This window comes from Streptomyces sp. DSM 15324 (assembly GCF_001514285.1).
Classification (GTDB): domain Bacteria; phylum Actinomycetota; class Actinomycetes; order Streptomycetales; family Streptomycetaceae; genus Streptomyces.
This window is the reverse complement of the sequence record NZ_KQ949030.1, coordinates 183,756-204,843: the sequence shown is the minus strand read 5'-3', so window position 1 is coordinate 204,843 and position 21,088 is coordinate 183,756. Positions and strand designations below refer to the sequence as shown.

The 21,088-nt window shown below is 70.4% G+C and carries 19 protein-coding genes and 2 pseudogenes; 9 read left to right on the top strand and 12 right to left on the bottom strand.

Features of this window, described 5'->3' with window-relative positions:
* Nucleotides 1-25: 25 nt before the first annotated feature.
* The 5 genes from AQJ58_RS25185 to AQJ58_RS25165 all read right to left on the bottom strand — a co-directional run bounded on the left by AQJ58_RS25185 (nt 26) and on the right by AQJ58_RS25165 (nt 4,778).
* The gene (locus AQJ58_RS25185) at nt 26-799 is read right to left on the bottom strand and encodes an SDR family NAD(P)-dependent oxidoreductase (protein WP_067253820.1); all 774 of its coding nucleotides are present in this window, start codon (nt 797-799) and stop codon (nt 26-28) included.
* Entirely contained in the window at nt 796-1,680 is an 885-nt protein-coding gene (locus AQJ58_RS25180; RefSeq protein WP_234360284.1) for an NAD(P)-dependent oxidoreductase, read from the bottom strand. Before AQJ58_RS25180 ends, AQJ58_RS25185 begins: the two co-directional genes overlap by 4 nt.
* 193 nt (nt 1,681-1,873) lie before the next feature.
* Complete coding sequence (locus tag AQJ58_RS25175) at nt 1,874-2,764, bottom strand: NAD(P)-dependent oxidoreductase (protein WP_067253818.1); 891 nt, start codon at nt 2,762-2,764, stop codon at nt 1,874-1,876.
* On the bottom strand, nt 2,761-3,825 hold the full coding sequence (locus AQJ58_RS25170) for an NAD(P)-dependent oxidoreductase (RefSeq protein ID WP_067253816.1): 1,065 nt from the start codon (nt 3,823-3,825) through the stop codon (nt 2,761-2,763). Before AQJ58_RS25170 ends, AQJ58_RS25175 begins: the two co-directional genes overlap by 4 nt.
* On the bottom strand, nt 3,825-4,778 hold the full coding sequence (locus AQJ58_RS25165) for a cyclase family protein (RefSeq protein ID WP_067253813.1): 954 nt from the start codon (nt 4,776-4,778) through the stop codon (nt 3,825-3,827). The genes AQJ58_RS25170 and AQJ58_RS25165 overlap by 1 nt, the downstream gene beginning before the upstream one ends.
* Before the next feature lie 181 nt (nt 4,779-4,959).
* Here AQJ58_RS25165 and AQJ58_RS25160 point away from each other — a divergent pair, with 181 nt between their 5' ends.
* From AQJ58_RS25160 to AQJ58_RS25145, 4 genes are all read left to right on the top strand, one after another.
* Nucleotides 4,960-5,754 carry an IclR family transcriptional regulator gene (locus tag AQJ58_RS25160; RefSeq protein WP_234360283.1) on the top strand — a complete coding sequence of 265 codons (795 nt, stop codon included), beginning with the start codon at nt 4,960-4,962 and terminating at the stop codon, nt 5,752-5,754.
* A gap of 204 nt (nt 5,755-5,958) precedes the next feature.
* The gene (locus AQJ58_RS25155; RefSeq protein ID WP_067253809.1) at nt 5,959-7,527 is read left to right on the top strand and encodes a sugar ABC transporter ATP-binding protein; all 1,569 of its coding nucleotides are present in this window, start codon (nt 5,959-5,961) and stop codon (nt 7,525-7,527) included.
* Nucleotides 7,527-8,702 carry an ABC transporter permease gene (locus tag AQJ58_RS25150; RefSeq protein ID WP_067253806.1) on the top strand — a complete coding sequence of 392 codons (1,176 nt, stop codon included), beginning with the start codon at nt 7,527-7,529 and terminating at the stop codon, nt 8,700-8,702. The genes AQJ58_RS25155 and AQJ58_RS25150 overlap by 1 nt, the downstream gene beginning before the upstream one ends.
* A 112-nt stretch (nt 8,703-8,814) precedes the next feature.
* Nucleotides 8,815-9,930: a substrate-binding domain-containing protein gene (locus AQJ58_RS25145; RefSeq protein ID WP_067254249.1), complete on the top strand. Its 1,116-nt coding sequence runs from the start codon at nt 8,815-8,817 to the stop codon at nt 9,928-9,930.
* Nucleotides 9,931-10,603: 673 nt separating this feature from the next.
* On the opposite strand, the gene AQJ58_RS25135 is transcribed toward AQJ58_RS25145, so the two are convergent.
* Nucleotides 10,604-11,467, bottom strand: coding sequence for a LysR family transcriptional regulator (locus AQJ58_RS25135; protein ID WP_067253801.1), 864 nt, complete (start codon nt 11,465-11,467; stop codon nt 10,604-10,606).
* 92 nt (nt 11,468-11,559) lie between these two features.
* On the opposite strand from AQJ58_RS25135, the gene AQJ58_RS25130 reads away from it, so the two are divergent.
* The 3 genes from AQJ58_RS25130 to AQJ58_RS25120 all read left to right on the top strand — a co-directional run bounded on the left by AQJ58_RS25130 (nt 11,560) and on the right by AQJ58_RS25120 (nt 14,103).
* Nucleotides 11,560-12,297: an SDR family oxidoreductase gene (locus tag AQJ58_RS25130; protein WP_067253799.1), complete on the top strand. Its 738-nt coding sequence runs from the start codon at nt 11,560-11,562 to the stop codon at nt 12,295-12,297.
* 632 nt (nt 12,298-12,929) lie between these two features.
* Complete coding sequence (locus tag AQJ58_RS25125; protein ID WP_079079205.1) at nt 12,930-13,277, top strand: beta/gamma crystallin domain-containing protein; 348 nt, start codon at nt 12,930-12,932, stop codon at nt 13,275-13,277.
* 340 nt (nt 13,278-13,617) lie between these two features.
* A complete protein-coding gene (locus AQJ58_RS25120; protein WP_107122150.1) occupies nt 13,618-14,103 on the top strand; it encodes a hypothetical protein in 486 nt (161 codons plus the stop codon).
* Nucleotides 14,104-14,545: 442 nt separating this feature from the next.
* Here AQJ58_RS25120 and AQJ58_RS44790 read toward each other — a convergent pair.
* Nucleotides 14,546-14,778 (bottom strand): annotated as a pseudogene (locus AQJ58_RS44790) (IS5/IS1182 family transposase); the annotation flags it as partial.
* Nucleotides 14,779-15,108: 330 nt separating this feature from the next.
* Here AQJ58_RS44790 and AQJ58_RS25115 point away from each other — a divergent pair.
* Nucleotides 15,109-16,199, top strand: a pseudogene (locus tag AQJ58_RS25115) (IS630 family transposase).
* Between the two features lie 46 nt (nt 16,200-16,245).
* Nucleotides 16,246-16,818, top strand: a complete 573-nt coding sequence (locus AQJ58_RS25110; RefSeq protein ID WP_067253790.1) for a S1 RNA-binding domain-containing protein — start codon at nt 16,246-16,248, stop codon at nt 16,816-16,818.
* Between the two features lie 200 nt (nt 16,819-17,018).
* On the opposite strand, the gene AQJ58_RS25105 is transcribed toward AQJ58_RS25110, so the two are convergent.
* From AQJ58_RS25105 to AQJ58_RS25085, 5 genes are read right to left on the bottom strand one after another with little or no spacing between them, the layout of a single operon-like run.
* Entirely contained in the window at nt 17,019-17,753 is a 735-nt protein-coding gene (locus AQJ58_RS25105) for a FadR/GntR family transcriptional regulator (protein WP_067253787.1), read from the bottom strand.
* Nucleotides 17,744-18,757, bottom strand: coding sequence for an aldo/keto reductase (locus tag AQJ58_RS25100; RefSeq protein WP_067253784.1), 1,014 nt, complete (start codon nt 18,755-18,757; stop codon nt 17,744-17,746). Before AQJ58_RS25100 ends, AQJ58_RS25105 begins: the two co-directional genes overlap by 10 nt.
* Nucleotides 18,758-18,799: 42 nt before the next feature.
* Nucleotides 18,800-19,561: a 2-dehydro-3-deoxy-D-gluconate 5-dehydrogenase KduD gene (gene kduD / locus AQJ58_RS25095; RefSeq protein WP_067253781.1), complete on the bottom strand. Its 762-nt coding sequence runs from the start codon at nt 19,559-19,561 to the stop codon at nt 18,800-18,802.
* On the bottom strand, nt 19,558-20,619 hold the full coding sequence (locus tag AQJ58_RS25090; RefSeq protein WP_067253780.1) for a zinc-dependent alcohol dehydrogenase: 1,062 nt from the start codon (nt 20,617-20,619) through the stop codon (nt 19,558-19,560). Before AQJ58_RS25090 ends, kduD begins: the two co-directional genes overlap by 4 nt.
* Complete coding sequence (locus AQJ58_RS25085; RefSeq protein ID WP_067253777.1) at nt 20,616-21,053, bottom strand: RbsD/FucU domain-containing protein; 438 nt, start codon at nt 21,051-21,053, stop codon at nt 20,616-20,618. The genes AQJ58_RS25090 and AQJ58_RS25085 overlap by 4 nt, the downstream gene beginning before the upstream one ends.
* Between the last annotated feature and the right edge of the window lie 35 nt (nt 21,054-21,088).

Sequence of the window (21,088 nt, the reverse complement as noted above, 5' to 3'; positions counted from 1 at the left end):
TGCGCGCGGTGGAGGAGGCCGCAGGTCAGACCACCGCGGTCAGCCCTCCGTCGACGGCGATCACCTGGCCGTTGACGAAGTCCGACGCCGGTGCCGCGAGCCACACGAGGGTGCCGACCAGGTCCTCGACCCCGGCCCAGCGGCCGGCGGGGGTACGGCCCCGGATCCACGAGTCGAAGGCGGGGTCCTCGACGAGTGGGCGGGTCAGCTCGGTGACCACATAGCCGGGGGCCAGCGCGTTGACCGTGATCCCCGATCCCGCCCACTCCGCGCACATGCCGCGGGTCAGCATCGCCAGCCCTCCCTTGGAGGCCGCGTAGGCGGCGATACCGGGCCGCGCCAGCCAGGTCTGGACCGAACAGATGTTGACGATCTTTCCGTGGCCGCGCTCGACCATCCCGGCCGCGACGGCGCGGCCGACGAGGAAGGCGCTGGTGAGGTTGGTGTGCAGCACCCGCTCGAAATTCGCCGCCGAGACCTTCAGCAGCGGCTCGCGGTGCTGCACGCCGGTGTTGTTGACCAGGATGTCCACCGGGCCGACCCCGTCCTCGATCTTGCGGACCGCTCGCAGTACGGCCACCTCGTCGGTGACGTCGAAGGCCGCCGTGTGGACCTTGGCCCCGGTGCGTTCGGCCAGCTCCTCACGGGCGCGCTCCAGCGCCGCGGCGTCGCGGCCGTTGAGGACGAGTTCGGCGCCCGCCTCGGCCAGACCGACGGCCAGGGCGGCTCCGATGCCCTTGCTGGAGCCGGTCACCAGGGCGCGTCGGCCCGAGAGGTCGAACAGGGCGTGCGTCTTCACGGCTGTATCTCCAGGGGAGCGTAGTAGTGCATCAGCGCGGCGTTGTCGGCGTCGCCGTGCCCGGCCGCCGAGAGCCAGCGGTGCAGTTCGGCGACGGCGGTGGTGACAGGGAGCGGTATGCCGGCGGAGCGCGCGTAGTCGCGGGCGGCCTCAAGGTCCTTGACCATGTTGCTGACCCGCCCGGTGGGGGAGAGGTCGGCCTCGGCGAACTTGACGAAGAACTCCTGCAGAAGAGCGGAGTCGGCTCTGCCTCCGCTGAGCGCGGTGAGCACTTGGCCGGGCGGCAGACCTGCCGCCCGCACCAGAGCGGCGGCCTCGGCGAGCGCGGCGAAGCCGCAGCCGACCAGCACCTGGTTGACGGACTTCACCAGCTGTCCGGAGCCGGCCGGGCCGAGGTGCGTCAGCCTGGAGGCCAGGGTGCCGAGCAGGGGCAGCGCACGGGCGACGTCCCCCTCCTGACCCCCGAGCATCAGGGTCAGCTCGCCGCGCTCGGCGCCCGGTGCGCCGCCCGAGAGGGGGGCGTCGACCCAGCCGGCGCCCAGTGCGGCCGCGCGTGCGGCGAACGCCCGGGTGCGTCCGGGGTCGATGCTCGACATGTCGATCACCAGCACGCCGTCCGGGGCTGTGCTCAACACTCCGCCCGGTCCGAAGACCACGCGCTCCACGATGTCCGCGCTGTTGAGGGAGAGCACCACCACGCCTGTCGTGGCGAGCAGGGCGGGCGACCCGGCCGCGGCAGCGCCCTGCCGGGCGAGTTCGGCGACCGCCTCCGGACGGATGTCGTAGACGCACACGGCGTGTTCGCGTGCGAGCAGTCGGCGGGCGATCGCGGAGCCCATGACCCCGAGCCCGGCGACGCCCACGTCCGCGTGTCCCGCCACCTGACCTCCTGGACTAAATGCTGTCACAAGAACAGCATATTGGACTAGTAAAGTGCGGGGAGGCAACCTTCGTGACGAAACGAGCAACCTGATCGCCTGTTCCGTACAGCATATTGGCATCGTTTCCACATGCTGTTACGGTCGCGCCGTCCGTAGCGCAGGCGTCACCGGTCGGGTCGCCCGCCAGGGAGCGTCAGCGTGCGGGCGCGGTGCGCAGCAGTTCCAGGACGACGCTGTTGTCGTAGTCGCCCAGCCCCTGCGCCTCGACGGCCGCGTACAACCGGGTGACGGTGTCGGCCAGTGGGAGCGAGACCCGCTCGTCGGTGGCGCTGTGCTGCACGAATCCGAGGTCCTTCAGCAGGTAGCGTGCGGGACCGGAGGGGGTGAAGTCGCTCCGGGCGAGGTGGTGGTGCTTCTGGGCGAGCACCTCGGAGCGGGCGAGGCCGCCGGCCAGCACCTCCAGAACCGACTCGGCGTCCAGCCCGCCGCGTTCGGCGAGCAGCACCGCCTCGGCGAGGGAGACGAGCGTCCCCGCGACGACGAGCTGGTTGCACGCCTTGGTGAGCGAACCGGCGCCGACATCGCCCATCCGGCGCACCGTCCCGCCCATGGCCCTCAGATACGGCAGAACCCTCTCGTAGGCGGCCGGGTCGGCGCCCGCCATGATCGACAGCGTGCCCTGCACGGCGCCGGTCACGCCGCCGCTGACAGGGGCGTCGACGACCGTGACGCCGTGAGCGGCGATGTCGTCGGCGAGGGCCCGGACCCGGACGGGGGAGACGGTGCCCATCACGACGAGGGTGCTCATGGTCCGCTCGCGCGCGGCGAGGAGACCGTCGTGGGCCCGGAGCAGTGCCTCGACCTGGGGGAGGTCGGGGAGCATGGTGACGACCACGGACGCTGCGGCGCCCACCGCCGCCGGGTCGGTGGCGCCACGGCAGCCGGCGGCGACGGCCGTTTCCAGCGCCCGGCTGCTGCGGTTCCACGCGACGACGTCGAAACCGGCCCGGGCGAGGTTCGTCGCCATCGGCAGGCCCATCGCGCCGAGCCCCAGGAAGCCGACGGTCTTCGGCGCCGACGTCATGACGAGGCTTGCGAGGCCGGGCGGTGGGCCGCCAGTGCCTGCAGCCGCTCCTTCACGGCGGCCAGGTCGAGGGCGTCGCGGTTGACGACGAAACGCGGGGCGCGTCCCTCGGCTATGTCGAGGATCGCCCGCACGGCGCTCCCGCCGTTGCCGGCCGACATCTCGTCCGTCCAGGCCAGCGAGTGCGGGCTCAGAACGACGTTCTCCATGGCCAGCAGTGGGTTGTCCGCGGCGGGCGGCTCGTTTTCGAACACGTCCAGCCCCGCGGCACGGATCCGGCCGGAGCGCAGGGCCTCGACCAGCGCCGTCTCGTCGACGATGGGGCCGCGGGCGACGTTGAGCAGGACGGCCGAGGGCTTCATCAGGGCAAGCCGGCGGGCGTCGACCAGATGCCGGGTCTCCTCCGTGAGCGCGGCCATCACGATGACCGCGTCCGCTTCGGCCATCACTGTGTCGGCGTCGGTCAGCCGGGCGCCGAGCCGCTCGGCGGTGGCCGGTGGGCAGTACGGGTCGTAGGCGATGATCTCGACCTCGAACGGGCGAAGGAGTTCTACCAGGTCGCCGGCGGTGTTGCCGAGGCCGAGGAGGCCGATGCGGCGGCCGGTCAGGCCCTGGCCCATCCACCGCTCCTTCTCGGACCAGCGTCCCTCGCGCACCAGCCGGTCCTTGGCGACCAGGTTGTGCAGGACGGACAGCAGCAGGGTGAGTGCGGCGGTGGCGACGGGACGGCGGGCGCCGTCGGGGGTGATGGTGACCAGGGCTCCGTTTCGGGTGCAGGCGTCCAGGTCGACGGTGTCGTAACCGACGCCGAACCGGGCGAAGAGCAGCGGCGGCCGGGTGGCTCCCGCGAAGGTGCGCTCGGTGACGGCGGGCGCGGCGAACAGGACGGCGTCGAGTCCGTCGACGTCGTCGGCGAGGAGTTCGCCGGTGGCGCGCGGCAGGTACTGCCAGTCCACGCCGGCGGCGTCGAGTTCGCCGAGACGGATGTCGCCCCAGACATTGCGTCCGTCGGAGTCGAGGAAGTCCCTGCTGACGCCGACGCGGATGGCGCCGTGCCCCATCACAGCACCGCCACCGGGCTGACGGGCGAGCCGGTGCCGCCGGGAACGTTCAGAGGCGCCACGGTGAGCATGAACTCGTAGCGGCCGGCCTCCGCGCAGGCCACGGAGAGCGCCTCGAGGTCGAGGTTGTCCAGCAGCGGCACACCCATCGCGGTGATGGCGAGCGCGTGCACGGGGGAGGACACCCCCTCGACCGGGGAGGGCCGTACATCGCTGTCACCGTCGCCGCCGAGCAGGGCGATTCCCCGCTCGGCCAGCAGCGGCATGACGTCCACGTGGAGGCCGGCACTGGCGTTGTCCGGGTTCCAGGCACCGAGCTCCCTGCGGCGCCGGAAGTGGCCGGAGCGCAGCAGCACCGCGTCACCCTCGTCGATCGTCACGCCGAGCGCCTTCTCGGCGGCGAGGAGGTCGCCGGCGTGCACAGCCCTGCCGGGCTCCAGCCAGTCGGTGCCGAGGACGGCGGGCATGTCGATGAGCACGCCCCTGGTCACCAGAGGGCCGAGCGAGGAGACGGCGCCGAAGCGCGCGCCCCCGGCATCGACCACCTCGGCGGCGGTGCGCCCGTCGTAGAGCTGCCCCCGATAGGCGATGTGAGACAGCGCGTCGAGGTGGCTGACGCCCTTGCCGTGGTAGTCCACGGCGATGAAGTCCTTGTGGCAGGTGGGCTCCGGGGCCTCGATGTCGCCCAGCTCGGACATGTAGTGCAGGGCCGGCTTCCCGTTGTCCGGGCCCGGCACGGTGTTCCACGGCAGGGCCATCGGAACGACGGTCCCGGTGCGCACCAGCGCGGTGGCCCGCCGGACGTGCTCGGGGGTCACCCGGTTCCAGGCGCCCCGGTCCGCGGGAGTCCAGCGCCCCCACGTCCTGAGGGTGCCGAAGAGGGAGTCGAACTCCTCGCGCGAGACGGGAGGTCCGTTGTCGGGCACGGAGGGGAGAGGCGGGGAGTCGGTCATGAGGTGCTCAGCGCTCCATGGCTCGCAGGGTGTCGTCGGCCGGCCCAGACGGCGCGCTATGGTCGGAAATCTCGGGAGACTCGGACGGCAAAGCATGCGCCGACGGCATTGTCGTTCGGGACGATACGAGGGACAATAACAACATGCTGAACGACGAACAGAATGATGGGTGGAGTTGACGGTGAGCGCAAGCGACCCGGGAAGTCTCGTCCCGGCGGTGACCCGAGCCGTGGCGATTCTGGACACGCTCGGTGAGGCGGATGGCCGCCCGCTGTCGGTCAGTGAGATCGCGCGCGCCCTGGACCTGCCGAAGTCCTCCACGGGGAACCTCTGCGCCTCCCTGGAGGCGGCGGGCATGATCACACGCAATGGCACGGGCTTCACCCTGGGGCGCAAGCTGGTGGAACTGGGTGGCCGCTACCTGTCCACCGTGGACCAGTTGCGCGACTTCTACGAGTTGTGCCGGCGCAGCGTGCACATTTCCCGGGAGACCGCCCGGGTCGCCGTCCTCGACGGCCTCGACGTTCTCTACCTGGCCAGGTACGACGGGACCCAGCCGCTGCGGCTCACCGCCAACATCGGCGACCGCTTCCCGGCCAACTGCACGGCGACCGGAAAGGCGATCCTGTCGACGCTGGACCCGGCGGTGGTCGAGGACAGGCTGCGCGGTCGCACCCTGCCCGCCCTCAGTGAGCGGTCCGTCACCTCCGCGCCCGCGCTGCTGCGGGACCTGGCGGCGACCCGGGAGCGGGGGTACGCGATCGACGACGAGGAGGCCACGGCGGGCATCGTCTGCCTGGCCGTGCCGGTCACGGGCTTCCGCACCGACTCGTCACCCTTTGCGATCAGCGTCACCGTGCTCAAGGCGCGGCTCGACGACGAGTTCCGCACGGCGCTCCTCAAGGACCTGCGGGCCATCGCGGTCGGGCTGGAGAACCCGATGATCCCCCAGGGAGTGGCCCCGGGCGGCGGATGAGGTGAGCCGGCCTCCCGGGGGAGGGCCCCCGCAGGCCGACCGGTGGTCGACGACGGCCGTACGGAAGCTTCCGTACGGCCGTTCGTCATGTCGGGGCAACAAATGCCAGCCGGAGTATTGACCAATATGCTGGGATGAGTTCAGGATTCTGGGCGAGCCGATGAAGTGGTCCTCGGCCTGTAGCGAGATACCCCGGAGAAGTCCGTGAACGACGCTCCCGATGACACAGCTCCCCTCCGTCCGCCTGCCGGTGCTCACGCCGCCTCCGAGCCCCTGGTGGCGATCCGCGGGCTGCGTAAGCGGTTCGGCGGAACCCTGGCCCTCGCCGACGTCGACCTCGACATCCACGCAGGCAGCGTCCTCGCCCTATTGGGACACAATGGTGCCGGAAAATCCACGATCATCAAGGTCCTGGCCGGCGTCTACCGCGCCGACGAAGGCCGTATCACCGTGGCAGGACACCCCCTCGGCACCGATGCCGCCTCCGCCGAGATGTCCTTCATCCACCAGGACCTGGGTCTGGTCGAGTGGATGTCGGTGGCCGAGAACGTCGCCCTGGGCACCGGCTACCCGCGCCGCGGCGGCCTCGTCTCCTGGCGGCAGGTACGCAGGCGCTGCACCGAGGCCCTGGAGCTCGTCGCCGGCCACATCGACCCCGAGGCGCCCATCGCCGACCTCACCCGCGCGGAACGCTCGCTCGTCGCGATCGCCCGCGCCCTGTCCACCCAGGCCCGTGTCATCGTCCTGGACGAGCCCACCGCCAGCCTGCCCGCCGCGGACTGCGCCCGTCTCCTGGACGTGCTCCACACCCTGCGCGACCGCGGCCACGCCATCGTCTACGTCAGCCACCGCCTCGACGAGGTCTACCAGGTCGCCGACCGCTTCGCCGTCCTGCGCGACGGCCACCTCATCAGCGAGGGCCTCCTCGCCGACCACGGTCCCGACCGCATCGTGCGCGACATCGTCGGCCACGAACCGGAGGATCACCGGCCGCCGGCCGCTCGCACCACCGGCGCTCCCGCCCCCACCGTGCTGCGCCTGAGCGACGTCACAGCCGAGGGCGTCGGCCCTGTCGACCTGGAGCTGCGCGCCGGAGAGGTCCTCGGCATGGTCGGCCTCACGGGCGCCGGACACATGGACCTCGGCCGCGCCCTTGCCGGAGCCCGGCCCCTCACCGGCGGCGAAGCGCTTCTCGACGGCAGGCCGTACCGCCCCCGGTCGGTCGCCGCCGCCGTCGACGCGGGAGTCGGCTTCGTCACCAGCAACCGCCAGGAGGAGGGCTGTGCCCTCGAACTCTCGGTGCGGGAGAACTTCATGGCCAACCCACGTGCCGACGCCCGTTCCCCCTGGCGCTGGATCAGCCCGGGACGCGAACGCGCCGCAGCCAGGTCTCTCGTCGAGCGGTTCCACGTGCGCCCGGCCGACCCCGAGGCGCCGATCGCCACCCTGTCCGGCGGCAACCAGCAGAAGATCATGATCGGTCGCTGGCTGCGGCTGAGCCGCCGGGTGGTGATCCTCGAGGAGCCCACCGGGGGAGTCGACGTCGGTGCCAAGGCGGAAATCTACCGGCTCCTCGACGACGCCCTCGCCGAAGGGCTCGCCGTCCTGCTCATCTCCACCGACTTCGAGGAGGTCGCCGACGTGTGCCACCGCGCCCTGGTCTTCTTCCGGGGCGGCGTCACGGCGGAACTGTCCGGCGAAGCCCTCACCGTCACCGAACTCACCAATGCCGCGTCGGCCATGCCGGCGCTGAGCGGAACGGGCAACCACTGATGGCCACCGAGACCGACTCCACCCACTCTGCCCAGCGGTCCACGCCCGGCAGCGACCCGGGCGCGACCCCCCGCCCGGCCGGGAACCCGGCCACCGGCACCTCCCGCAAGGGCACCGGCGGCCGACCGCGCGGCCACCTGATCGGCACATACGGCCTGCTCACCCTTACCGTCCTGCTGTTCCTGGTCTTCTCCCTCGCCCTGCCGGACACCTTCCCCACCCTGGACAACGCCTCCTCCATCCTGTCCAACCAGTCGATCCCGGCGATGCTCGCCCTGGGCGCGATGATCCCCATCGTCACCGGCAAGTTCGACCTGTCCGTCGGGTACGGACTCGGCTTCGCCCATGTGCTGGCCATGCAGCTCATCGTCCACGGCGGCTGGCCCTGGCCACTGGCCTGCCTCGTGGTCGTCGTCGGCGGCGGCGTCGTCGGCGTACTCAACGGCCTGCTGGTCGAGTTCGCCAAGATCGACTCCTTCATCGCCACCCTCGGCACCGGCAGCCTGCTGTACGCCTTCACCGGCTGGATCACCGACGGCGCCCGCATCGTCCCCGGTCCCCAGGGACTGCCACCGGCCTTCACCGACCTCTACGACTCGAAGTTCCTCGGCCTGCCCGTGCCCGCCTTCTACGTCCTCGGCCTCGCCGTGGTGCTCTGGCTGCTGCTGGAACGGCTGCCGCTGGGCCGCTACCTGTACGTCATCGGCTCCAACGCCCGGGCCGCCGACCTCGTCGGCATCCCCACCCGGCGCTACGGCATCTACGCCTTCGCCGGCTCCGGGATCGTCGTCGGCTTCGCCGGAGTCCTGCTCGCTGCCCAGCAGCAGATCGGCAACCCCAGCGTCGGCATGGACTATCTGCTCCCCGCCTTCGTCGGCGCGCTGCTCGGCTCCACCGCCATCAAACCCGGTCGCGCCAACGCCGCCGGCACTGTCGTCGCCGTCGCTGTCCTCGCCATCGGCCTCGCCGGCATCCAACAGCTCGGGGCTGAGTTCTGGGCCACGTCCCTGTTCAACGGCGGCACCCTCCTGCTCGCGGTGGGCCTGGCCGGCTACTCCGCCCGCCGCAGGCTGCGCGCCGGGGCCACCGCCACCCGCAAGTCGATGTCCGAGCCGCCGGCGTCCCCCCGGCCGGCAGCCGCCTCCACTTCCGAAGGGGACTCCGAGTCCCGGTAGCAGCCCGGTGAGTCCCGGTAGCAGCCCGGTCCCGCCTCCCCTCTCCTCCCTTACATCAGCAAGGAGCCCGCACGTGTTCCAGCACCGCACCCGCAAGGCGTCCCTGAGAGCCATGACCCTCCTCGCCCTGGTCACCGCCTCCGCCGTCGGCTGTACCCGCGGCTCGCAGAGCGACGCCGCCGCCACCGCCGGTTCCGGCAAGGCCGGCTGCCCCGCCGCCCTCGCCAGTGCCAAGACGGCCGTCAAGGCCGCCGAAGACGTCAACGCCCCCTGGGACGGACCGACCACCGGCCCCAAGGCGGTCCCTGGCAAGACCATCGTCTACGTCGCCCAGAGCATGACCAACCCCGGAGTCTCCGGCGCCGCCGAAGGCGTCAAGGAAGCCGCCAAGGCCATCGGCTGGACCATGCGGATCATCGACGGCCAAGGCACCCCGGCCGGCATCCAGGCGGCCCTCAGCCAGGCCGTTGCCGTCAAGCCCGACGGCATCGTCCTGTCCGGTTTCGACCCCAAGTCGACCGCGCAGCAGGTCGCCCAGGCCAACGCCGCCGGCATCCCCCTGATCGGCTGGCACGCCGTGGGCACTCCCGGCCCGAGTACGGACCCCAAGCTCTTCACCAACATCACGACGAAGGTCGAGGACGTGGCGAAGATCAGCGCCGACTGGATCATCAGCCAGTCCAACGGCCGGGCCGGCGTGGTGGTCTTCACCGACGCCTCCATCCCGTTCGCCAAGGGCAAGTCGGACCTGATCGAGAAGGAGCTGGCCACCTGCTCCGACGCCAAGGTCCTGACGACGTCCAACATCCCCATAGCCGACGCCAGCAACCGCACCCCGCAGGAAGTGTCCGCCCTGCTGTCCCGCTTCGGCACCAAGTGGACGCACTCCATCGCCATCAACGACCTCTACTTCGCCGACGCCGCCCCGTCGCTGCGGGGGGCGGGCAAGCACGGCAACGGAGCACCGTTCAACATCGGCGCCGGCGACGGTGACCCGTCCGCCTTCCAGCGCATCAACAGCAAGCAGTTTCAGGCGGCGACGGCTCCCGAGCCGCTGTCCGAACAGGGCTGGCAGATGGTCGACGAGTTCAACCGTGCCTTCGCCGGCAAGCCCGCGAGCGGCTACGTCGCTCCCGTCCACATCACCACGGCGGACAACAGCGGCGGCAAGTCCTCCTGGGACCCGAAGGGATACCGCGAGGCATATCGCAAGCTCTGGGGGAAGTGATAGGTCCCCAAGTGGCGGGCAACTCGCTCGCCCCACGTCGGCCCGGACTGTGCCCAAGCTGAAGACCCCCAAGGTGAATACGCGGTTCTGCTCAACCGCATGCCGATCGCGCGCATGGCGAGGCCAGCGGAACGACCGCGCACTCCGCGATGGGGCTGGAGCGCCGTTCTGACGCTCGCTTCTGCCCGGGACGCTGCAAGCGGGCCGAGCACCGCCGACGGTCAGCCCTCGGCCCGCATGACCCATGCTGATGCCGTCCACAAGAACAAGCGCGACAAGCGTCACGACAGGGGGCGGCCTCGGGGGCTGGACCGCGCGGGGGCCGGGCAGTCGGTGCTGCCCCGCCGGTGGAGCGTGGAGCGCCACCGGGGCCTGTGTGGTTCCGGCGCCCGCGCCCTGGCCCTGGGCGTCGAAGACCCGCTGCGCGTATGCGGCGGGGAGGTGGACGGTGAGGCGGCGGAAGCGGCCGTCGTCGGTGGACCCTTCGGCGGCGGTGCGGCCGAACCGGCCGCGCAGTTCCACCGTGATCCCACCGGTGGCGGCCGCCTGCTTCCGGGCGGGCTGGCGTACGCAGGGCACCAACGCGGTGACCTTCTGGCGCACGAGGTGGTTCGATTCCCGAGCTTCGTCGATTCTGCGCCGAGTTCTCCGGTCCCGCAGAGGCAGTAGCTGGTTACAGCCGTGCGGCTGTACGGACCAGGGCGGCCAGGGTGAGGGAGCGGTTGTGCGCAGGCCAGGCGATGTGGGTCACGACGGAAGGTGCGTCGGTCAAGGGGACGGCCGCGTGCTCGGCCCACAGCCAGGAGCGGGCGGAGTCGGGGACGACTGCCACGGTGCGTCCGAGGGCGATCAGCTGGGCCAGTTGCGTCTGGTTGTGGATCTCGGGGCCAGGGCCGGGTGCGTAGGTGCCGTGAGTGGGCCAGCGGGCGAGCGGCAGATCGGGGACGTCCCTGACATCGGCCAGGGACAAGGTCGCGCGGGCGGCGAGGGGGTGCCCGGCCGGCAGGACGGCGACCTGTCCCTCGGTCGTCAGTGCCTCGCTGTCGAAGCCGGCGAGGGAGTTCCACGGCGTGTGCATGAGCGCGACATCGGCGCGTCCGTCGCGCAGCAGCTCTTCCTGCTCGCAGATGCCACACGGCAGCACCTCGATCTCGGCACTGTCGGGCTCGGCCGCGTAGGCGTCGAGAAGCTTCCGCAGCAGTTCGTGGGACGCGGCGGCCTTCACCGCGAGGACCAGCCGACCGCGGCGGCCGCCAGGGCCGTCGGCACCGCCGGCGCGCCGGGTTCGGCGAGCGGCGGCCACGGTCGCGTCGAGGGCCGCCCGGCCCTCGTGCAGCAGCACCTCTCCCGCGCCGGTCAGGCGGACACCACGGCGGTTGCGCTGCAGCAGGCAGACCCCGAGCCGCCGTTCGAGCTGCTGGATCGCCCGCGACAGCGGCGGCTGGGCCATGCCGAGGCGCTCGGCGGCGCGCCCGAAGTGCAGTTCCTCGGCGACGGCCACGAAGTACCTCAACTCGCGCGTTTCCAGGGTGTCCACGGCGACAGCCTACGTGGTGATACCTGGCGGGTATCAGAGGGCACCGTATCGGTGTTGGCCGCGCCACCCGTCCGTGAGCCAACATCATCTGCATGAGCGAAACGATGATCGCGCTGGTGACCGGCGCGAACAAGGGCATCGGGTACGAGATCGCGGCCGGGCTGGGCAGCCTCGGGTACCGCGTGGGCGTGGGAGCCCGCGACGAGACCCGACGCGAAACCGCCGTCGGAAAACTGCGCGCCCTCGGCGTGGACGCGTTCGGGGTACCGCTGGACGTGACCGACGACCGGAGCGTCACCGATGCCGCGGCACTGGTCGAACGGCTGGCCGGGCGCCTGGACGCCCTGGTGAACAATGCCGGCATCTCCGGCGAGATGGGCCCGGGATGGGAGCAGGACCCGACCGCGCTCGACCTGGAGGTGCTCCGCACGGTCGTGGACACCAACGTCATAGGTGTCGTCCGGGTGACCAACGCGATGCTGCCGCTGCTGCGGCGCTCGGCCTCGCCACGCATCGTCAACGTCTCCAGCAGCGTCGGCTCCCTGACCCGGCAGGCGGACCCCGACACCGAGATCGGCCCGATCATGGCGGCCTACGCGCCGTCGAAGTCGTTCCTCAACGCCCTGACGGTGCAGTACGCCCGGCAATTCACCGGAACGAACATCTTGATCAACGCGGCCTGCCCGGGGCTGGTCGCCACCGACTTCAACGGCTTCTACGGACCCCGCACCCCCGAACAGGGCGCGGTCACAGCGGTCCGGCTCGCCACACTGCCCGACGGCGGCCCGAGCGGCTCGTTCTTCGAGGACGACGGCGTCGTCCCCTGGTAAGCACGAACTCCCGGCCTCCTCCTTCGCGCGCTGTAGGGCATGGGGATCTCCGTTCGGGCTGGGCGGCGGGAGGTGCCCCCAGCGCCCGCTCGGCACGCTGCTCAGAGGTGGCCGGGACGAGGTCGACGACGGTGACCGCACCCGAGAGGAGGTCCACGGCGACGCCCGTACGCGTATCGGCGTACTGCGCGTTCCGCCGCCCGGACGGCATAGACCACCGCCCGGTCGGCCTGCGCCGGATCCGCCGAGCGTCTGAAGTGCAACGCCAGAGCGTCGAGGGCGACCGATGGGGCGAGTTCTCGGGCGTGCTGACCAACGAAGGACAGCTGTTCTCCCTCACCTTCCGGGGACACCGCTTCGAGGGAAGCAGCCCTGACTCCCCGGAACTGGTGGCCGCGCCCGAGGACTCCCCGCCAGCTGCACGCCCCGGAACTTGCAACCGCCCTGGCGTATGACCGCTCCCACAGCAATGCAAAATCAGCCAACACGGCCATAATTGCACTCACCGTAAATACCGTTTTCGGGCACCAGGTCCACCGTGACATGCATCACACGCCTTGAAGGGAACTTCCTTCCCTTTTCCCTTCTCATACAGTCCGCAAGGGAAGAGAAAGCGAAAGAAGGTATTCTTCATGAATCGCGCACTCAAGAGAATGAACGTGGTCGCGGCCGCAGCCGTCGGAATTGCTCTCGCCACCGCAACCCAGGCATCCGCGATCAACTATGTCGACCCGAGTCAGTGCCTCAGCCGCGACGACCTCCTCATGATCACGCACCACGGCGGCGGCTCCCCGAGTAACATTAGCTGCCTCGCAAATGCCGGCAGCCTGAGCGGCATCACCATACAGCAGGTCAACCAGGTCCGAACTGGTAACAACGTGGTCCAGATCTGGTGGAGTGACGGCACCAGTCAGATCCACCAGAGGTGGTCCACCTACAACTACAACAACAGGACCATCACCGGAATTACCATCCGCTGACCCCGGGGAATTACAGCCCTTTTCCCCACCTATTTGAAGGGCACGTTCACGCAGGCCAGCCGTGCGCCAGCCGTTCCGGCGTGCCCTTCATCACGGCGGCTTCAAGTTCCGTGGTTGCCGACAGCCTCGGCGGCATCGCCTTCCCCCACGCCAAGCTCGCCCTGCGCGTGCACCGCCGCCGTCAGCAGAACGGCAAGAAACAGACCCGTGAGACAGGGCGACCTTTTCGCGCTGTGGGACGCTCACGCCGGGTATGTCCAGGAAACCTATTCTGCCCGCGGCGAAGGCGACCGTCTCGAGGCTCCCGGCGGATGTCGGCCCGGTCGCCGACCTCGTGCCCGTGTCCGGCGCAAGGCGCTCGCAGTGGCTGCTGCTGACGACGCCAGGCGACCTGGTGTGGTTCGACGCCGACAGCGGTACGAAACGGACGGTCGGCGCCACCACGGTCCCGGCGGAGCCACAGCCCGGCGTGTGGCGAGAAAATGTGGTGTGCCGGCGCCTGCACGCCTCACGCGACGGCCGGTTCGCCGGAGTCGTCAACGACTACGGCCGCTGCGGCGAGGTGATCGACCTGGAGGCCCGGCGGGTCACCCTGGCCCTGGACGGCGGCGACTACCATCCGTACACCGATCCCTTCTCGTTCGCCTTCACGGAACACGAAGGCCGGACTCTGGTCGTGCACCGCACGGCCTGGAACAGGCTGGATGTGTCCGACGCGCTGACCGGGGAGCTGCTGACCCTCCGCGACCCCGGTATCGACACCGCCTGGACTACTTCCACGGTGCGCTCGCCGTGTCCCGCCCCGAGGCACTCGGATCGCCGATGACGGCTGGTTCTTGCAGCCGTACGGCATTCCCAAGGTGTGGATCCCACGCTCCTGGATCGACGAGCGCCGTATCACTGTGGGACCCCGTGAGCGGGGAGCTGAGGGGCGCCGTCCCGGGCTTCGTCCCCACCCACCGTCACCTGGGCGCGGCCGAGTTGGTGGCGTTCGACGGAGAGGCGCTCAACTGTCTGCACCTGGGCGGCCTCGTCCGACCCGTCGTGTCGGCCGGGGACGTCCGACGCGGCAGGGGCTGTGGCCGGGCCCCCGCGGGGATCGCCCGGCCACCTCGGGTACGGGCACCGTCGGACGAGCAGGGCCACCGGGGTGGTCGAGGCCACTGGCGGGCTGCAGAGAGGCAGCCGTCGAAGGCGACGCGACGGAAGCAAGGTCGTCCTCGGCGAGGGCGTGCAGGGGCAGACTGGCCGGTGCGTGCGGGGGCCCCTGCGTGGGCCTGCCCGCCGCCGGCCGGGAACCGGGCGTGGGAGCGGTGGACAGGCTGCTGGCCTGCGGAGCGATTCGCCCACCGGCGCCGGCACGCCACGCGCACCGTACCGCCGGCGCCGCGGTAGCCCTTGTCGGCCCAGCCGGGGACGTCGGCGGCGGTCAGCGCCTCGATATTCCGCGCCCGCGGCCGGCCTTGATGTCGTGCACGGAGCCATGCAGGACGGGCGGGGCCGGCGGGGCCGTGCCCACGCCCTACCTGCAGGAGCCGACAGCCACGTCAACCGCGGAGCGAACGGAACCTTGCAGCGGCGCCGACCGGATGAATCCACGCAGGTTCCGTCACCGGCTCTTTCCGTCGTGGCCGTCTGAAGGGGTGCGACGCCGCCCGATGGAGCCGACGGGACGGCGGTCGTGGACGGCGGTCTCAGCCGATGGCGTACGCCCAGCCCGCTGGAGCGACAACCGCTCTGTATGGGCCGCTGACAACGAATTAGGTTGGCCGGTTTGGTGATCGCGGCGGTTGGATGGATGGTGACGTCCGTTCCAACCGCTGGAGGTGCGGTGGCCGAGCCTGTCCGTGTGCGCAGACTGACCGACCAGGAAGGGCAGAAACTGCAGCAGATCGTGCGCCGGGGCAGCACCAGCTCGGTGCGCTACCGGCGCGCGATGATGCTGCTGGCCTCGGCCGGCGGGAACCGGGTGCCCGTGATCGCCCAGCTGGTGCAGGCCGACGAGGACACCGTCCGGGACGTGAGCCACCGCTTCAACGAGATCGGCCTGGCCTGCCTGGACCCTCGGTGGGCGGGAGGCCGTCCCCGCCAGCTCAGCACTGACGACGAAGACTTCGTCATCCAGACGGCCACCACTCGCCCGACCAAACTCGGCCAGCCCTTCACCCGCTGGTCCCTGCGCAAGCTCGTCGCCTACCTGCGCAAAGTCCACGGCCACATGATCCGCATCGGCCGCGAGGCGTTACGCGGCCTGCTCGCCCGCCGCGGCGTGACCTTCCAGCGCACCAAGACGTGGAAGGAATCCCCGGACCCCGACCGTGAGGCGAAGCTGGACAGGATCGAGGAGGTCCTCGACCGTTTCCCCGACCGGGTCTTCGCCTTCGACGAGTTCGGCCCGCTCGGGATCCGTTCCACCGCGGGCTGGGGCTGGGCCGCCCAGAAGCACCCCGACCGGCTGCCCGCCACCTACCACCGCACCCACGGCGTGCGGTACTTCCACGGCTGCTACTCGGTCGGCGACGACAGCCTGTGGGGCGTCAACCGCCGCAAAAAGGGTGCCACCGACACGCTGGCCGCGCCGAAGTCGATCCGTGCCGCCCGGCCCGACGGCGCCCCGATCTACGTGATCCTGGACAACCTGTCCTCCCACAAGGGCGCCGACATCCGCCGCTGGGCGGGGAAGAACAAGGTCGAGCTGTGCTTCACCCCGACCTACGCATCCTGGGCGAATCCGATCGAGGCCCACTTCGGACCGCTACGGCGGTTCACCATCGCCAACTCCCACCACTCCAACCACGCCGTCCAGACACGGGCCCTGCACGCCTACCTGCGCTGGCGCAACGCCAACGCCCGGAACGCGCCCGCATCCGCAGCGAGAAAGGCATCCGCTGGGGCGTACGTCCCCTCAAGACCGCAGCGTGAGCACACTTCATACCCAGTGCGCAACTCCTCGTGAAAGGCTGCGAGCATGATGGGTGGACCGTCCGAGAGCCCAGAACTCTGGGCATTCCTGGAGTCACTGCACCGCGGCGAGTTCCTTTCCGGCACCGTCACAGCGATCGAGCGGTTCGGTGTGTTCGTGGCGCTGGACGACGGACCCGACCATCCGGTCTTCCCCGGCGTCGGGTTCATTTCCTTTGCTGAACTGTCCTGGCGACACTTCGAGGCAGCCACCGACGTCGTGCAGGTCGGACAGCGCGTCTCATGCGAGTTCCTCCAGTTCGACACCTGGAACCTGGAGGCCAGACTGTCCTTGAAAGCCACACAGCCGGACCCCTTTCAGGTATTCGCCGACACCATCGCGGTGGGGCAGCAACTGCCTGGCCAGGTCACCAAGCTGATCCCGTTCGGCGTCTTCGTCCAGGTTGCCGACGGTATCGAGGGCCTGGTTCACCTGCGCGAGCTCGCCTGGACACCGGTGGAGACTGCATCAGATGTCGTCCAGGTCGGCGACGAGATCACGGTGGTCGTCACCGAGATCGACCGAGAGCGACGCAGACTATCCCTCTCCCGACGACAAAGCTCATCCACCGACGTGTGACGCGCTGCGTTCCTGCGACGGTTCCCCTGCGTGAGTGCTCCTGAACGTCTGCTCAGCCAAAGGAAGACACACGCGCCCCAGGCCGGTGAACCTTTGCGGTCACAGCACTAGCCGTGTCACGGACATGGCAGACCGGGGGAGGCACGCTCCAGTCGTCCGCTCCTCGGTGGTCGTGGTGATGGTGATGGTGGGGGTGGCCGTCAGGTGTTGGCGGTGCCCGTCGTCGAGTCCTGGCCGGGCAGGAATTCGGCGGAGGCCAGGTAGTCACGCAGCCCCTCTTCGGTGCTGCTCACATGCAGCAGAGCGGCGGCCTGACTGAGAGAGACGTCCCGTATGGACAACGCCCGGTAGATCGCCTCGTGTTCGGCGAGGGTGCGCCCCCCTGCCTGGGCGTCGACCAGGCCACGCCAGATACGGGCGCGCAGCGTACGACCGGAGATGGCCTCCAGCAGAGTCAGCAGCGTGTCGTTGCCCGTCGCCGCCACCACGGCACGGTGGAAGGCCGCGTCGTGGACGCTGAGCCGCTTGATGTCGTCGCGCGCCTCGCGCATGGCGTCCAGGTGTTCCTTGACCTCGGCGAGCTGCTCGTCGGAGATCCGGGTGGCGGCCAGCGCGGTCGCCATCGGCTCGAGGAGCCGGCGTACCTCCATGAGGTCCTGCAGGGCCGCGGAGTCCCCCTGGAGCAGCTCCACCGCCCCGCCGAGACCCTCGAAGAGCAACCGGGGCTCCAGGCTGGTCACATAGGTGCCGTCGCCTCGGCGGACCTCCAGGATCCGGGCGACGGCGAGTGCCTTGACCGCCTCGCGGGCGAGGTTGCGGGACAGCCCCAGCTGGGCCGCCAGATCGGGTTCCGGCGGGAGCTTCGATCCCGGGGGCAGGGCTCCGGTGCGGATCAGTTCACGGATCTGTTCAATGGCCTTGTCTGTCAGTGACAACGTGAACTCCTTTCGTGACCGCTCTCCGCGGGCACGTCCGACCTGATCAGTTCCTGGGTACGAAGATCGTCCCAAAGACCTTCGGGGATGTGCCGACGATGGAGTTCGGCGTTGCGTACCACCTGCTCGGGGCTCCGCATGCCAAGGGTGACATTGATGATACTGGGATGGCTGAACGGGAAGGCGATCGCTGCGGCGGGGAGTGTGGTGCCGTGCTGTTCGCAGACGTCGGCGATGGCCCGTGCGCGGGTCACCAATTCCGCTGAGGCGTCCTGGTAGTCGTACTTCATGCCTTCGGCGGGGCGGTCGCGGGAGAGGAGGCCGGAGTTGAAGACGCCGACGGCGACGACACTCTTGTGCAGTTCGTGGGCGGCGGGCAGGACGTCGTCGAGGGCGGTCTGGTCGAGGAGGGTGTAGCGGCCGGCGAGCATGACGACGTCGGCGGGGGTCTCGCGCAGGAAGCGGGCGAGCATGACGGACTGGTTCATGCCGGCGCCGATGGCGCCGATGACGCCCTGGTCGCGGAGTTCGGCGAGGGCGGGCATGGCTTCGTCGGCGGCCTGTTGCCAGTGGTCGTCGGGGTCGTGGAGGTAGACGATGTCGAGGCGGTCGAGGCCGGTGCGCCGCAGGGTGTCCTCGATGGAGCGCAGGACGCCGTCGCGGCTGAAGTCCCATTGTCTGCGCAGGTCGTCGGGGACGGCGAAGCCCTCGCTGTCTACGCCTTGCGGGTCCTCGTTGGGGACGAGGAGCCGACCGACCTTGGAGGAGACGACGTACTCGTCGCGTGGGTGTTCGCGCAGGGCTTTGCCGAGGCGGCGTTCGGAGAGGCCGAGTCCGTAGTGGGGTGCGGTGTCGTAGTAGCGGATGCCCGCTTCCCAGGCGGCGTCCATCGCTGCGGTGGCGTCCTCGTCGGGGGTGACCCGGTAGAGGTTGCCGATGACGGAGGCGCCGAAGCCGAGTTCGGTGAGCTCGACCGTCGTGTTCGTGATCTGTCGGTGTCGCAAGGCGGATCTCCTGGGAAGCGGTTCGGTCGGGTCAGGTGGCTGTCATCGGCCGAGCCATCCGCCGTCGACGGGGAGGGTGGTGCCGTGGATGTAGTGGGAGGCGTCGGAGGCGAGGAAGACGGTGGCGCCTGCGAGGTCGTCGGGGTTGCCCCAGCGTCCGGCGGGGATGCGTTCGAGGATGGCTTTGCTGCGGTTGTGGTCGTCCTGGAGGGCTTGGGTGTTGTCGGTGGCGATGTAGCCAGGGGCGATGGCGTTGACGTTGACGCCGTGGGGGGCCCATTCGTTGGCGAGGGCTTTGGTCAGGCCGGTGATGCCGTGTTTGGCGGCGGTGTAGCCGGGGACGGTGATGCCGCCCTGGTAGCTGAGGAGGGAGGCGGTGAAGACGATCTTGCCCTGGCCGCGGGTGATCATGGCGGCGCCGACGGCGCGGGTGAGGGTGAACTGGGCGGTGAGGTTGACCTGGAGGACGTGGTCCCAGTCGGTGTCGGCGTGCTGGGCTGCGGGGGCGCGGCGGATGGTGCCGGCGTTGTTGATGAGGATGTCGACGGGGCGTTCGCGTGCGGCGAGGTCGGCGCCGAGGGCGCGGACTGCCTGCGGGTCGGCGAAGTCGGTGCGGATGGCTTCGAAGGTGCGTCCGGCGGCGTGGACGTCTTTTTCGATGTCGCTGCCGGTTTCCTCGAGGGCGGCGCTGACGCCGATGATGTCGGCCCCGGCTTCGGCGAGGGCGCGGGCCATGGCGCGGCCGATGCCGCGTCGGGCGCCGGTGACGACGGCGAGTTTCCCGGTGAGGTCGAACAGGCTCATGCGGTGGCCCCCTGAACAGCTTCGGCTTCGGCGCCGGTGGTGGTGCAGTCGACGAGGATCTTCATGACGTTGCCGCCGCCTTCGAGGGCTTCGAACGCGGCGGGTGCCTCGGTCAGGGGGACGACTTTGCTGATGAGTTTGTCGGCGGGGATGGTTTCGTCGGCGACGAGGTCCACGGCGCGTTCGAAGTCGGTGCGGGTGTAGAGGCGGGCGCCGACGAGGGTGAGTTCGCGCCAGAAGAAGCGGTGGAGGTTGATCTCGCGAGGGCGGGGGTGGATGGCGACCAGGCAGAGTCTGCCGCGCACGCCCAGCACGTCGACGGCGGTGTCGACCCCGCCGGCGGCGCCGGAGACCTCGAAGGCGACATCGGCGCCGGCGTCCTCGGTCCAGTCGGCGACGCGTTGCGTGATGTCACCGGTGGAGGGGTCCCAGGTGGTGAGGCCGAGTTCTTCGGCGAGGAGCCGGCGGTGGGGGCTGAGTTCGATGACGCGGACGTCGGCTCCGGCGGCGCGGGCGACGAGGGCGATGAGGATGCCGACGGGTCCGCCGCCGACCACCACGGCCTTTTCTCCGGGGGTGAGGCCCGCGCGGCCGACGTCGTGGACGGCGACGGCGGTGGGCTCGACGAGGGCGGCGCGGTCGAGGGGGAGGGTGTCGGGCAGGCGCACGAGGGTGCCGGCGGGGACGGTCCAGCGCTGTTGCATGGCGCCGGGGGAGTCGATGCCGATGAAGTCGAGGTGCTGGCAGATGTGCTGGTTGCCGGCCTGGCAGGCGGGGCAGGAGTCGTCCCAGCGCAGCGGCATCACGGTCACGCTGTCGCCGGGGGCCCAGCCCTCGACGCCGTCGCCGACGCGGGTGATGCGGCCGGACATCTCGTGGCCCAGGACGGCGGGTGTCTGGACGCGGGCGTCCATGTCGCCGTGGAAGATGTGCAGGTCGGTGCCGCAGATCCCGACGTAGGCGGGTGCCACCTCCACCTCACCGGGGCCGGGGGCAGGAGTCTCGGCGGGAGCGGTGTCCAGCGTACGGGCGGACAGATAACGGACAGCGAGCGTCATCGTGAAATCAGGGTCCCTTCAGCGCGGACGCCGATGGTCAGCAGCAGGTTGGCGTAGGTGCGGGTGTCGGCGGTGACGATCGCCAGCGCGAGGTCGGGGGAGCCGGCGGCGTCGTAGAACTCGAAGCGGCCGAGCGTCTCCACCTCGACGGGCCCCAGGCGGGCGCGGTACTCGGCGATGGCGGGCGGCTCCGGCTCACCCTCGGGCGGCACCATCACGTGCGCGGACTCGATGGGGATCGCCTTCAGCAGGACGTCCAGGACGGTGGTGACGTCCAGCAGACCGGGGGCCAGATTGAGGTGCACGGTCCGGGCGCGTGCGCCGGTCGCGGTGCTCGCCGGGTAGTGGCCGTCGGCGAGCAGCACGCGGGCGCCGTGGCCGGCGCCGGCCAGGGCTGCCAGGATCCCGGGGTGCAGCAGGTCGGTCAGGAGCACGAAGTGCCCTCCTTCCTCGTCAGGGGGTCGTCGAA